The following is a 14,022-nucleotide window of genomic DNA, read 5'->3' as shown; positions in this document are numbered from 1 at the left end:
TTAAGGACATCTTTGGAAACGTTCATTGCCAACATAGCCGTATAAAATAGGTACATCATACCTATCATCTTCTGTCTTGGGGTTTCTTTTCCAGCTGCCATAATTATTCCTTTCTACTATTCGTTAATAGTAACAGTTGAAAGCATGCTGCCGTAAACTTCATTAAGTCGAACTAACTGATTGTTCAATTTTGCTAATTCGTCACGATATGCTAATGTATGTTGTAAACCTTCATTGAAGCCTTCTACCATCTGACTTCCTTTACCCGATAAATCTTGAACAAGGTTAGTATATTGAGTGATATTTTGAATGTGTAATTCGTATAATGAATTGATTTGAGATAAATTTTTGTTCTGTAGTTCAACGTTATCCATATATCCTTTAGAGGATTCTCTAACGTTTTCTGCAGTTCTGTTTAACTCATTGATCATAGTTTGATAAACTTGGCGCATTTCTGTTTCTGAGTTATTCATGCTTTCAATGAGTTTGCTTCCTGCGTTGTTCAGAGCGCCAACCATTGTTTTTATGCCGTCTTGAACTGCTCCGGATACAGTCTCGCCTGTGTTAGTGATCATTTCTGATGAACGGATATATGACTCAGACAGTGTTCCTACAGAATCTTTTAGTACATCTGTGCTGTTGTTAAAAACTACGGAAAGGTTTTCCACAGCTTTGGAGGCTCCGGATATGTTTGAACCGAACTCGTCCGTTGCAGCAAGAGTTTCTTCGATGTTATGAAACTTGTTGGCAATATCTCCGACTTTATGTATTCCTTCTCCGAGTTTTTGAAACATTTCTGGTGTAAGATTTGCTTTTGCAAGCATTGAATCAAACTTTTCGATAGATTTCATGCCTTTTAAACCTTCACCCGAGAATGAGTCTGAAAAACCTGAAGGACCAGAACCTGACGGTGATTGGCCAGAAACTCCACCGCCTTGCCCGTAGTCAAATGGTTCGTGACGTGCAGGTGGAGTGTAACCAATGTCCAATAAGCGGTTGTCCTGATATCTTTTGTCTCTGTCCGCTCTATCAATAGGTTCAAAGCTGTCTGTCATCCCGGCAAGTTCGGGATAAACAAGAGTCCAGTCAACTTCCTCATGTAGAGGTTCAAATGCTGACAGAAAGAACACAAGTACTTCTGCGCCCATCCCGGTAACAAGCATTATTCCGGAACCTGGCCAGTGCATAATTTTAAATAAAGCTCCAGCAATTACTACAGCTGCACCCCAACCGTAAACAAATTTCATTATATTTTTGTAGGTTTTACTCGCAATAAATTCAGAAAGTGTCATATGATACAGTTTTAAATTAGTTAGTAAACATTTGATTTAGAGGATACAGCTGGTGCAGTTCCCATGTGGGCGCGTACGCATCTGAACCCTATGTATGATTTTGCAGTATCTTGATATTCGTATGTACGGGTTCCATTTTGTAGAAAGAATGCAATATCTTTCCAAGAGCCACCACGTACTACTTTTCTTTTTAAAACAGGTTGATCATCCTTTTTGGCATTGTATTCATAAGATGGATTTAAGTCATGAGTGTAGCTATACGCTGATTCATCAAAAGCATCGCGCGTCCACTCTGCAACGTTTCCTGCCATGTCATATAATCCATAGTCGTTAGGATCGTAGTATCCGACTTCGCTTGTATAGAATGCCCCATCTTTAGTTACATCTCCACGTACTCCTTTAAAGTTTGCCAGAAAGCATCCATTAGCGTCTCGTGTATAATATCCTCCCCATGGATACATCATTTGTTCAAGACCTCCTCGTGCTGCATATTCCCATTCTGCCTCTGTTGGAAGCTTGTAGTCGTGGGCTATTGCATTTCCTTGTCTTACTAAATAGCTAGTCATAAGATTTGTTCTCCAAATGCAGAAAGCGGTAGCTTGTACCCATGTTACACCAACAACGGGATAATCATCATAGTTTGGATGAGAAAAATATGTTGATGCGTAAGGTTCGTTATAGGAGTATGAGAAGTCACCAACCCACACTAGCGTGTCGGGATAAACCAAAATACGATTGCGTTGAATGAATGATTTTCTGTTCACGTATCTTTCTTCAACAGCTTGTGCATTAAGCACGTTTGTTTCTTTATCTGGTTCGTAGTCTTTAGTCTCAAGAACTTCGGCACTATAGTTTCTACGTCTAACTTTCCCGTCAAGTAAATATTTTTGTGCAGCTTGGTTGAAATCAATCCAAGAGTATTCAAAAATTAATTTTCTGGTGTCGATTTCTTCGCGACCAATAAAACGGGTAAAGCGTTCCTCGCTAGGGTAAAAAAGTTTTTCTTTTACAACGTTATATGCGTCCCACATTTCTTGATCTTCACCAGTCCAAGGGATATCGTACTCCCAATTTAGTGGTAGATCTTGATCCTCAATATTGTACGGTTCAACTCTAAGGTCTTGATCAAGCGAATTATAAGCGACACGTGCTTCTTCAATGTCAATAGCTCCACTGTTTGAAATCTCAAGACGTGCAATTGAGTCTCGAACCCAATATACAAATTGACGATATTCATTGTTTGTGATTTCTGTGTCGTCCATCCAAAAAGCAGCTACTGAAATCGTTTTTGCTTCAGCATTTAAAGACCATGGAAGGTCTTCATCTCCTGAACCTTGAACAAAACTACCTTGTGGGATTAACACCATACCATAAGGATCGTAGCTATATACAGGTGCTCTGTCCAAAACTCCCGTTAGCTCGCCCGTGTCCGTATTACTGCATGAGTAAAGGAAAATTGTTGCTATAAATAAATAAAATAATTTTTTCATATTTCAGCTGTTTTACATCGTACTTATAAAAACCTGATACTTTTGTAATTAGAATGGTCTTTTTCAATTCCAATTTTAAAAACATATCTTAAAAAGATCTCGACGGATCCGTCGTCAAATTTAGCAATTTTTGACGTAGTTATATCATAAGCTACACCAAAAAGTAATCCTTCTAAAAATTCTGCACCTATAAATGTTGTTATTGCGTCAGTATTTCTGTAACCAACACCACCCCATACTTTATCTCTGTAACGAAGTGTACCGTTAATGTTTATTCGTGTAGAACTCCCTATTGTTGATATTAGCACAGCAGGTTCTATTTCAAAAAGTGGATTTGAAAGTTGGTAATTATACCCGGCAGTTATGTTATAATGTCTTACTAGATAAGAGTACTTTGTTACTCCAGTGTTATCTTTGTAAGACATATCCCCAGCGTTTACATTCATTACCGATAATCCTAAAAACACATTCGAGGTTTTGTAAAAAGCCCCCACATTAAAGGAAAACGCTAACTTTCCTTTTGCCGATGCAGTTGGAATAAGATTGTCTTGTCCGATTTGTGGTGGTTCCCATTCTCCTTCTAATTTTTGATTATTTAACCCAAATCCTACACCTACTCCTAATTTACCGAAACCTATATTTTTTAAAAAAGCGTAAGAAAGGGTGGAGCTAATATCATTTGCAAATCCGTATTTGTCATTGAACAGTGCTAATCCTACACCATGTTCAAGCCCAAAGAGTTTGAAAGGCGTATGAACATCAAATTTTTGAGTTGCTGGTGCTCCTTCAAATCCCATCCATTGATTTCTAGCGAGTACATTAATACATACACCTTCTTGAGTCCCAGCGTATCCAGGGTTTATTGTCATGTGGTCATAATTGAAAAAAGTCGACTGCGGCAACTGCTGTCCAACGACTATCACTGACACAAACAAGAGTATGGTGGTTATATATGTCCTCATTTTGCGAGATTCATGTTAAAACTCATAAACTTTACATCGTTCAAGACGGTAAAGTAAATAAAAAATAATTTTATGTGCAAACATAATGAATAATTGTTTGTCGATAAAATTATTAACGCAATAATAATGCGAAAATTTTATTTTATAAAACATTTCGCCTGTTAATTTAGCTATTGTTTGATAAGTAGTGTATTATTTGATCTGATATTTTGTTGCCAGCAGCTTCTAAATAATCATTTTTTGATATTGGAAGAAAAATACTTTTTGTTTTTTCTTGCCTGTTTTCTATCATTAACCAATATCTATTAGTTTTTTTGCTTTTTATGAACAGTAGATCTGTTGAGATTATTTCACAAAAAACATGCAATTGTTCGAAATTTTTTAATCCATTTTCGGGATTTTCACTTGGATTTTGCATATACCCATCAATAAAATGCCATATTATTTGGGAAATAAGTTTACTGCCAGTATCCCTAAAATCGAAATCTGAGAAATAATTAAAAACACCAAAAACCGATGTTTGACCCGAATATCCTGCATACCAAGCAAGTTGACAGATTTCTTCAGCGTAAAATCCATTAGGCATTCCTAAATAGTTGGCAGGATTATCGGATATTTTAATTGAGTTCATGTCACATGTGACTATATGGGCATTTCTAAGCAGTGGCTCTGAATCGAATAGATTTTGTCTTATCCACCCTAATCGGTGAGAGGAGAACATAATCTTATTGTTTTTAGAGAAGTCTTCAGAATCAGAATAGTAGGCTTGTGTACCCAAGATGCTAATTTCTGATATAGTTTTCTCTAATTTGCTTGCGTGGTAAAAATAGTTATCTCTATCGATTACTTTTGTTCTATTTTGCTTATTATCAAATTGGTAGTCGATATGTACATGTTTCATGTTTTTGTTTAACTCTTTTAGAGACAAGTGAATTCCGTATATGTAGTCGTCTCCACTACCTATTATTAATGGTATTATTTGTTTTGAGTGTAATGTTGTAATAACCTGAGATAATGCATAATACGAATCTTTTACAGTTTTGCCCTCAATTAAATCTCCTAAATCAACTAATAGCTTGCTATTAGGCAATAAGATTTCAAACAGATGTTGTCGTATCTGCTGTAATGTTTTATTCTGCTGATTATTAATTTTTTCAATATGTCTGTTGTCTGAAATACCCACAATTGCCATCTTGAAATTGGAAATATCATATCCGTTTTCCCAAGCCTTGTGTATTTTCGTTTTTGAATTACTTGACTTCTCTATGCTTTCTGTCTCTGGCTGTTTAAAAAAATCTTTTAACTCAAACATTTAGACTTATTTTTTTGATGTACCCTTTTTGGTTTTTGTGGTTTTTGTTGTTTTGCTCTTTTCGGTTTTTTTGGCAGAATCTTGTTTATTTATGATTTCAAAACATGATTCGATTGATAATTCTTCGGGATCTTGTGTTTTTGGAATTTTATAATTTTTTTTCTGATATGAGATATATGGTCCAAATCTTCCTCTCAAAATTTTTATATCTGCGTTTTCTTCAAATGTTTTTATGATTTTTTGAGCATCTGTCTCTCGTTTGTTTAATATTATCTCTATAGCTTTTTTATTATCGATGTCATCAACATTTTCGGTTTTTTTAATGCTATAATAAAGTCCATTGTGTTTTAGATATGGCCCAAAACGTCCTGAACCGTATGTGATTTCGTACCCTTCAAAAGTACCGAAATTTTTAGGAGGAGCGAATAGTTGCAGGGCTTCCTCAAGTGTTATTGTTTCAATACTTTGGTCGGCTCTTAATGCTGCAAATCGTGGTTTCTCATCATCGTCAGATGTTCCTATTTGCGCCATTGCTCCGTAACGCCCAATTTTCACTGATATTTGTTTTCCGCTCTTAGGGTCAGTTCCAAGAATTCTTTCTCCGACACGTTTTCTATCCTTTTCAGTACTTGCTTTCACAACAGTTTCGTGAAATGGAGTATAAAATTCGTTTAACATTTGATCCCACTGCAATGTGCCTGCGGCAATATCATCGAACTCTTTTTCGATATTGGCAGTAAAACTGTAGTCAAGAATATTTTCAAATTTATCAACTAAATAGTCGTTTACAACTATCCCGATATCAGTTGGGAACAGTTTTGACTTTTCTGCTCCATAAGTTTCGGTTTTCTCTATATCTTTGATTACTTTGTTTTGTAACTTGATAATTTTAATTTTTCTTTTTTCTCCAGCACGATCTTTTTTAACAACGTATTCGCGTTGCTGAATAGTTGAAATTGTTGGGGCGTATGTTGACGGTCTTCCAATACCAAGCTCCTCGAGTTTGCGAACTAATGTTGCTTCTGAGTATCTTGGTGGATGTTGAGAAAATCTTTCTGTCGCCTCTATTAACGAATTGGTAAGTGGTTGTCCCTCTTTTATTGGAGGAAGACCAATATTTTGTTCTGCCTCTTTATCTTCATTTTCATCGTCGTACGACTCTATATACAGTTTTAAAAATCCATCGAATTTGATTACCTCTCCTATAGCGATAAATTTGTACTCTTTTTTCGGAGATGGTATGGTAATGGTGGTTTTTTCAATAATAGCATCGCTCATTTGTGAGGCTACAGTTCGTTTCCATATTAAATCGTATAGTTTCTGGTCGGCAGCATTTCCTTTTATGCTTTGATTTTGGAAATATGTTGGTCGTATAGCTTCGTGTGCTTCTTGTGCTCCTTTGGCTTTTGTTGTGTAGCGTCGAGTTTGAGAATACTCTTGCCCGAACACAGAGGTTATTTGTTTTTTTGCTGCAGCTAAGGCATCTTCGGAGAGATTTGTTGAGTCGGTACGCATATATGTTATAAACCCGTTCTCGTATAATCTTTGTGCAATTACCATTGTTTGTGAAACCGAGAATCCAAATTTTCTACTGGCTTCTTGTTGAAGAGTTGACGTGGTAAATGGAGCTGCTGGTGTTTTACGAGCGGGTTTTGTTTGTATTTCGCTGACTGAAAACTGATAATCAGAGCATGATTTTAATAACTCTTTTACCTCTTTTTCATTGAGTCTTTTGTTCAATTCGGCTTTAATCAAGTAGTCTTGATTGTTTTTGTGACAAATAAAATGTCCGATAACTTTGAAACTTGAGCTTGATTTGAAATTTTGTATTTCGCGTTCTCTTTCTACGATAAGCCTAACAGCAACAGACTGTACTCGTCCTGCTGACAATGAAGGCTTGATTTTACGCCAAAGCAGAGGTGATATTTCAAATCCTACTAAACGATCGAGTACTCTTCGTGCTTGTTGAGCATTGACAAGATTTTTATCAATGTCTCGTGGATTTTTTATTGCATGTTCAATAGCTTTTGGTGTAATTTCATGGAAAACAATTCTTTTAGAATTTTTATTATCAAGTTTTAGAACTTCGGCTAAGTGCCACGCTATTGCTTCTCCCTCGCGGTCTTCATCAGATGCGAGATATACCATATTAGCTTTCTTAACACTCTCCTTGAGTTCTGTAACTATTTTTTGTTTACCCGAGTCTATTTCATAATTGGGAATAAATCCATCCTCTATATCAATACCAAGATTTTTTTTAGACAAATCGCGTATATGTCCATAACTTGACTTAACGGTATAATTTTTACCAAGAAATTTCTCAATGGTTTTTGCTTTGGCTGGTGATTCTACAATTACAAGGTTCTTCATTTAGCAGTTTAATTGTTATTGGTTTTATAAGAGTAATATCTTGACAGACTAAAAAATTTTGACACAACAAGCGAATTGTTATTTCAAATTTATTCTTCAATTTTTTTTGATGCAAAAATAAGAGATTTAAAATTACTCTTTAGACTTTTTTTGTTTAAAAACTTTATTTTAAAACTAGTTTATTGTGCTTTGCAACGTATAAAATGTGTTTAATAGTCGAATAGTCAGGGTGTAAAACGATATATTTATTTTTGACACATTCAATAAATAACACGATTAAAATAAGTCTACGATGTATTTTGTGCTATATTTGTCATCCAAGATATTATTGTTTTAATAACTGATACGAAAAAACAATAGCGTTATTATGTCTAAAGCGTTGGCTTAGTGAATTGAAATTATCAACATATATTATATTAAATAGAAAAATTATAAGTATATGAGCAAGAGGTCTATAATGGCAATATATTTAATTGTATTCTCGCCAATTGTTATATTTTTTGTAATACTCCTTTTAATAGGCTCAGGTGCTATGGGTTTTATGCCTGGCTTTGAGGATTTGGAGAATCCAAAGAGTAATATAGCTTCTCAGGTTATTTCTGAAGACAATATCGTTCTTGGGGGATATTTTATTGAAAATAGAACATATGCAACGTTTGATGAGTTGTCTCCTCATTTGGTAACAGCGCTGCTAGCTACGGAAGATTACAGATTTGAAAAACACGCAGGGATTGACGCAATAGCATTGGTTAGAGTATTTGTGGGGGTAATGACAGGAACAAACAAGGGTGGAGGTAGCACAATAACTCAACAACTTGCAAAAAATCTCTTTCCTCGTGACACAGCAGAACACCGTAGTTCTATAGGACGTATGGCGCACCTTAGTATAGCTAAATTTAAGGAGTGGGTAACTGCCGTTAAACTTGAACGCAACTATACCAAAAAGGAGATTATGGTTATGTACTTAAATACAGTTTCCTTTGGTGGTAACGCCTTTGGGATACGTTCGGCCTCTCGTACGTTTTTTAACAAATCGCCTAAAACTCTTAAAGTTGAGGAGGCAGCAGTTCTTGTTGGGCTTTTAAAAGCACCTTCTATGTATAATCCCGTAAGAAACACAGAACGCTCTACGCAACGTAGAAACGTTGTGATGTCTCAAATGGTTAAATACGGATATTTGTCGAAACATGATTATGATTCGCTTTCGTCACTCCCTATAGAGCTTGATTATAATTTGTTAGATCATACAGCGGGACTAGCCACCTATTTTCGCGAAATGCTTCGAATGTATATAAGTGCAGAAAATCCGTATGAACGCAATTATCGAAACCCAGAGAGTTTCGAGAGAGATGCTGACCTTTGGAACACAGATCCTTTGTTTGGATGGTGTAATAAAAACTTTAAGCCAGATGGCTCAAAATATGATTTGTATCGTGATGGATTGAAGATTTATGCTACCATAAATTCTAAAATGCAGGAGTATGCAGAGGATGCTGTATTTGAGCACTTAGCTTACGAGATACAACCTGCTTTTAGAGCAGAAAAACGATATAGTAAGACTGCCCCATATTCAAATGAGCTAACTCCAGATGAGGTTGATCATATTATTAAGTTGTCAATTCGTCGTAGTGAACGATATAGAGTACTTAATAAATCTGGAATGACTTGGGATGAAATTTTAGATAATTTCAACACAAAAACAGAAATGAGAGTATTTTCGTATCGTGGTGATGTAGATACAGTTATGTCGCCCCTTGATTCGATAAAATATTACAAGCACTTTTTGCACTGTGGTTTTATGGCTATGGATCACCATACAGGAGAGATAAAGGCCTATGTTGGTGGAATTAATTACAAGCATTTTAAATATGATGCTGTTAAGAGTGGGAAAAGGCAAGTTGGTTCAACCTTTAAACCGTTTTTGTACACATTAGCAATGCAGGAGGGATATACTCCTTGTTATGAAGTGCCTAACGTTCCGGTTACATTTTTACTTCCTACGGGCGATACATGGACGCCACAAAGCTCTGGCAGTTCCAAATATGATCGTCAAATGGTTACATTGAAATGGGGTTTAGCTAACTCGGAAAACAATATATCAGCATGGTTAATGCAACAGTTTAAGCCAAAGGCAGTTATAGATGTGGTTAAGTTAATGGGAATTCATAGCTACATTCCGGAAGTTCCTTCCATTTGCTTAGGTTCTGCTGATATATCTTTATATGAAATGGTTGGTGCATACGGGACATTCGCAAACAAAGGGATACATGTTGAACCAATTTTTGTTACAAAAATTGAGGATAAAAATGGCAACGTCCTGTCAACCTTTAGTGCAGTAAAAAATGAGGCGATATCGAAAAATGCAGCTTACTTAATGATAGATTTGCTAAAAAGTGTTGTTAATCAGGGAACAAGCGTAAGATTGAGATTAAGATATAATCTTAATGGTGAAATAGCTGCTAAAACCGGAACTACTAATAATCACTCAGACGGTTGGTTTATGGCTATAGTTCCAAAACTTACCTGTGGAGTTTGGGTAGGAGGGGAGGAGAGGTCAATCCATTTCGATAATTTAAGTATTGGGCAGGGAGCAAATATGGCATTGCCTGTATTTGCTTTGTTTATTCAGAAGGTGTATGCAGATCCTTCGCTAAATATTTATCCGACAGATACTTTTGAAAAGCCTGAAACAATTACTTATAGTCTTGACTGTGGTACAAAAGAGGAAGAGGTTGATGTTTATGAAGATGAGTTTTTTAACTAGAAATAGAAATGTTATATTTTATTTATTTCCAAAGTTAACACTCGAGTATCATTGATTAAAGCATTAATTTTAATTAAGTTATATCTTTCAGGTAAGATTGGAAGAATAATGTCGGGCCATTCTATCAGGCATAAATTTTCGCTTTCAAAATATTCCTGAACACCTATTGTTATTGCCTCTTCTAGTTTGTTAAGTCTGTAAAAGTCAAAGTGGTAAATATATCTGCCCTCTTTTGTTTTATACTCATTGATAATACTAAATGTTGGACTTGTAACATTGTCTGTTACTTGTAGTTGCGCACATATCTCACGAATTATTGTTGTTTTGCCGGCTCCCATTGGCGCATCAAAAGCCCAAATGTTACTATGTGGTTTTAGTTCATTTATTAGTTGTTCAACTCGGACGGGTAAAACTTTTAGGTTTTCTATGATTATTTCTGACATATCTGAAAGTTTTATTTTGTCGGAACCAGTGAAACGATTGGAATTAACATCTCTTCAAGTGACACTCCACCGTGTTGGAATGTGTCTTTGAAATAGTTAACATAATAGTTGTAGTTGTTGGGATATGCAAAGAAGTCGTTTCCGCAGGAGAAAATGTAATTCCCACTTAAACTAAAGCGTGGTAAGCCAACAGCTTCGGGCTTGTTTATTTCAAAAACATCATTTTTAGGATAATTGAGATTTCTTCCGTACTTGTATCGCAGATTGGTTGTGGTGTCACGGTCTCCTATAACTTTTACTGGGCGGTTGATTTTTATTGAACCATGGTCGGTTGTGATAAAAAGGCGAATACTGTTTTCTGATAAGAATTCGATCAGCTTGTTTAGTTGCGAGTGTTCGTACCATGAGTGCGTAAGGTTTCTGTATGCGGGCTCTGTCGATGCCAGCTCTTTGACAAACTCGGAATCGGTTCGGGCGTGTGACAACATGTCAATAAAGTTGTAAACCAATACAGATAGTTGATTTTCAACAAATCTGCCGGGGTTCTCTATTATTTTACGTACAGACCTTATGTTACTTGCCTTTTCGAAATAAAATGGTTCGGTAATGCCGTTTCTAGAGAGGTGACTTTTGAACAAGTCGCTTTCATGGTCGTTTTTCAAATCATCTTCTTCTCGCCAAGCATCGGGCATTATGCGCTTAATTCCGTCTGGCATTAAGCCGGAAAATAATGAATTGCGGGCATATTGAGTGGCTGTTGGTAAAATGCTGTAATACATTGCCTCGTTTTCCACCTTATAATATCTTGTTATCAAAGGCTTTATGGCTAACCATTGGTCAAAACGCAGGTTGTCGATTAGCAGTATCATCACTTTTTCTTTGCCGATGTGTGGAAACACATAGTGTTTTAAGACGTTGGGCGAGAGTATTGGGCGGTCGTCACTATCAGAACTAAACCACTTTTCGTAGTTTTTCTTTATATATTTTGCAAATTCGGTGTTTGCACTCTCTTTTTGCATTTGCAGGACCTCTTGCATATCTACCGGAGAATCAGTCTTTTGCAGTGCAAGCTCCCACCACACTATTTTTTTATATACCTCAAACCAATCTGAATGCTTTTTGCATTCATAAATCATTGTACCAAGTTCGCGAAAAACGGTTTGATAATCGGTAGTAGTTTTTTCAGAGACTAACTTCTTGTGCTCAACAATTTTTTTAATAGCCATTAGTATCTGATTGGGATTCACTGGTTTTATCAGATAATCTTTGATATTGCTACCCAAAGCGTTCTCCATTAGTCGTTCTTCTTCGCTCTTAGTAATCATTATTACCGGAGTTTCGTTCAGTATTATTCTCAATTGGTCAAGCATTTCAAGACCCGACATGCCCGGCATGTTTTCATCAAGAAAAATTATATCGAAACTCTCGTTTTTCAAAAGCTCTAATGCGTCGATTGCGCTGTTAATGGTTGTGATTGAATATCCTTTTGTTTCAAGAAAAATAACGTGTGATTTCAAGAATTCAATCTCATCATCAATCCACAATATTTTAATACTGTTTGGCATTTTAATAATCTATTTAGAGCTTTATTATCAATGTTTTAGACTTATGGTTAGTTTTTTAGGTATGACGATTTAAAGAAATCAAAATATGTATTTATTGATTTGGTTTCCATAAGTTTTCTGTAATTATCTTCGCTAATAACAAATTGTATATAATCTGAATGTGTGAGATCTGAAAATACTTCATCAACAAATATTACAGAGTGATAATAGTTCATTGCAGTATGTCCGTCTTTATAGTCTTTAACTGTTATTAGGTCTGTTTCGGTAGTGAAAAACTCACTGTCTACATTGAATTCAAACATATAATAGTAGTCAATATTCATATTTGATATATTGAATTTTATTCTGTTCGTATTTGCCCTTTTTGTAAAAATTATAGCAGCATAATAGTGTTTTGCTTGAGGGTTGTATATATATTCAACAAATTTTTCATCATGCTTTCCATCTTCTGCCAACAACCCTTCTTCTTCAGTTTTAACAACGCCTTCTGGCTCTTTCTGAGGAACTGTTAGATAATTTTTGATATCCCTTGCGAGAGCCATTTCGGGAGCATCAGGGTATGATTTTATATAGTTGTCGATTACAGCAACAAAATTTGCAGAATCTGTTGTTTTGCCAATTGATATTGCTCTTAGTAAAGCGAATTTTGTTTGGTAAGGATTTCCCGGAAATAGAGAGTCGGCAAAATCGGCGTTTGTAATGACCTTATCGTACTGATTTTTTTCAAATTGTTTATAAGTAGTTGAATATAAAAATCTAGACTCTTGCTCTTTAGAAGCTTCTTGCTTGAAGAAATCTGGGTTGGTCATTGATTGTGCATATTTGCTTAACGGATATTTATTAATAACTTTCTGTTTATAAATATTTGATTTTGAGTTATCGCCTAAAGTATTATATATTCGATACAGGTGGTACCAACTCTCAAGCTCATGCTCGGTTTCGGGGAATCGATTTAGTAAATTAAGATATGCTTCTTGCGCTTTTTGTAAATCCTCTATTTTATCCTTATATATTCCGGCTACCATAAACATTGCCTCATGAATAATACTATCAGAAACAGCCATGGCGGAGTCTGTTAGTGGGACATCTTGGAGGTAATATTCGCGTTTTGTATTATCGGTTTCACGACTCTCAGCAGTGGTACTTGCGACAATAGACTCGTCTGAAAACAGGTTTACTCCCGTAGATGCTTTGTCGGAACGTCTCCAGTTATCTTCTAAAACACGGTTTCCCCATTTTGATTGAAACAACATTGAACCAGACGACAATGTATTTGGATTGTAGAAATACCACGCACCCGATGATGGAGTGGTTTGATCTACAAACCGACTTTGCTGTTGCATTTGCGATGCAGCTACTCTATCCATCTGTTCGCGAGCTCTTTCTTCTCGTTCTTTTTTTGTCAATTCAGCAATAGCTCTGTCGATATATGAATTTCGTTCGCTCTCGGACATTCTTGCCATACGCTGCAGACTGTCTTGTGTTGTGATAACATTTAGGTATGATACGAGTTGATTAAGATTTTGTGAAAGGCGAAAATATGTTGTAAAATCAGGAATATCTTTAGAAACCAATGATATAGCACTGTCAAAATACATTTGTGCATTTATGTAGTCGGGTTCTGCATAATAGAGTTTCCCTAAACTTAAATATGACTGTCCCTTTTGATTATTATTGTTAATTGATGAGTGTGCCGACTTTAAATATAGTGTTTTTGCATCTTCTATTTTCCCTTCATTCTCAGCAATTTTTCCTAATGCAAAATATAGTTGGTCTAGGTAGTCAATGTTTTTATCATCACGAATCATTTTATTAAGCTCTTTT

At 35.8% G+C, this 14,022-nt stretch carries 9 protein-coding genes; 1 reads left to right on the top strand and 8 read right to left on the bottom strand.

The window, feature by feature from the left end:
• Positions 1-116 precede the first annotated feature (116 nt).
• The 5 genes from gldL to topA all read right to left on the bottom strand — a co-directional run bounded on the left by gldL (position 117) and on the right by topA (position 7,426).
• Entirely contained in the window at positions 117-1,247 is a 1,131-nt protein-coding gene (gene gldL, locus GX311_00820) for a gliding motility protein GldL (protein ID NLK14920.1), read from the bottom strand.
• A gap of 65 nt (positions 1,248-1,312) precedes the next feature.
• On the bottom strand, positions 1,313-2,782 hold the full coding sequence (locus GX311_00815) for an SUMF1/EgtB/PvdO family nonheme iron enzyme (GenBank protein NLK14919.1): 1,470 nt from the start codon (positions 2,780-2,782) through the stop codon (positions 1,313-1,315).
• A 23-nt stretch (positions 2,783-2,805) separates the two neighbouring features.
• Positions 2,806-3,744 carry a type IX secretion system membrane protein PorP/SprF gene (locus GX311_00810; GenBank protein ID NLK14918.1) on the bottom strand — a complete coding sequence of 313 codons (939 nt, stop codon included), beginning with the start codon at positions 3,742-3,744 and terminating at the stop codon, positions 2,806-2,808.
• A gap of 166 nt (positions 3,745-3,910) precedes the next feature.
• Positions 3,911-5,056, bottom strand: a complete 1,146-nt coding sequence (locus GX311_00805; protein NLK14917.1) for a hypothetical protein — start codon at positions 5,054-5,056, stop codon at positions 3,911-3,913.
• Between the two features lie 6 nt (positions 5,057-5,062).
• Complete coding sequence (gene topA / locus GX311_00800) at positions 5,063-7,426, bottom strand: type I DNA topoisomerase (protein NLK14916.1); 2,364 nt, start codon at positions 7,424-7,426, stop codon at positions 5,063-5,065.
• 439 nt (positions 7,427-7,865) lie between these two features.
• Between topA and GX311_00795 the strand changes: the two genes are divergently transcribed.
• The gene (locus GX311_00795) at positions 7,866-10,190 is read left to right on the top strand and encodes a penicillin-binding protein (protein NLK14915.1); all 2,325 of its coding nucleotides are present in this window, start codon (positions 7,866-7,868) and stop codon (positions 10,188-10,190) included.
• A gap of 11 nt (positions 10,191-10,201) precedes the next feature.
• Here GX311_00795 and tsaE read toward each other — a convergent pair whose 3' ends face one another.
• The 3 genes from tsaE to GX311_00780 all read right to left on the bottom strand — a co-directional run.
• Complete coding sequence (tsaE, locus tag GX311_00790) at positions 10,202-10,633, bottom strand: tRNA (adenosine(37)-N6)-threonylcarbamoyltransferase complex ATPase subunit type 1 TsaE (protein NLK14914.1); 432 nt, start codon at positions 10,631-10,633, stop codon at positions 10,202-10,204.
• 11 nt (positions 10,634-10,644) lie between these two features.
• Positions 10,645-12,198 carry a bifunctional response regulator/alkaline phosphatase family protein gene (locus GX311_00785; protein ID NLK14913.1) on the bottom strand — a complete coding sequence of 518 codons (1,554 nt, stop codon included), beginning with the start codon at positions 12,196-12,198 and terminating at the stop codon, positions 10,645-10,647.
• Positions 12,199-12,245: 47 nt separating this feature from the next.
• The coding region (locus tag GX311_00780) for a hypothetical protein (GenBank protein NLK14912.1) at positions 12,246-14,022 on the bottom strand (1,777 nt) is incomplete at its 5' end.

This window comes from Bacteroidales bacterium (assembly GCA_012519055.1).
Classification (GTDB): domain Bacteria; phylum Bacteroidota; class Bacteroidia; order Bacteroidales; family Salinivirgaceae; genus JAAYQU01.
Note: the sequence above shows the minus strand (reverse complement) of the source record. Positions and strands in the feature narration are given on the sequence as shown.

Excerpts from the sequence above, each read along its gene's own strand:
- GX311_00810 (NLK14918.1), bottom strand. The coding sequence starts at position 3,744 with ATGAGGACATATATAACCACCATACTCTTGTTTGTGTCAGTGATAGTC.
- gldL (NLK14920.1), bottom strand. The coding sequence starts at position 1,247 with ATGAAATTTGTTTACGGTTGGGGTGCAGCTGTAGTAATTGCTGGAGCT.
- tsaE (NLK14914.1), bottom strand. The coding sequence starts at position 10,633 with ATGTCAGAAATAATCATAGAAAACCTAAAAGTTTTACCCGTCCGAGTT.
- GX311_00815 (NLK14919.1), bottom strand. The coding sequence starts at position 2,782 with ATGAAAAAATTATTTTATTTATTTATAGCAACAATTTTCCTTTACTCA.
- topA (NLK14916.1), bottom strand. The coding sequence starts at position 7,426 with ATGAAGAACCTTGTAATTGTAGAATCACCAGCCAAAGCAAAAACCATT.
- GX311_00805 (NLK14917.1), bottom strand. The coding sequence starts at position 5,056 with ATGTTTGAGTTAAAAGATTTTTTTAAACAGCCAGAGACAGAAAGCATA.
- GX311_00785 (NLK14913.1), bottom strand. The coding sequence starts at position 12,198 with ATGCCAAACAGTATTAAAATATTGTGGATTGATGATGAGATTGAATTC.
- GX311_00795 (NLK14915.1), top strand. The coding sequence starts at position 7,866 with ATGAGCAAGAGGTCTATAATGGCAATATATTTAATTGTATTCTCGCCA.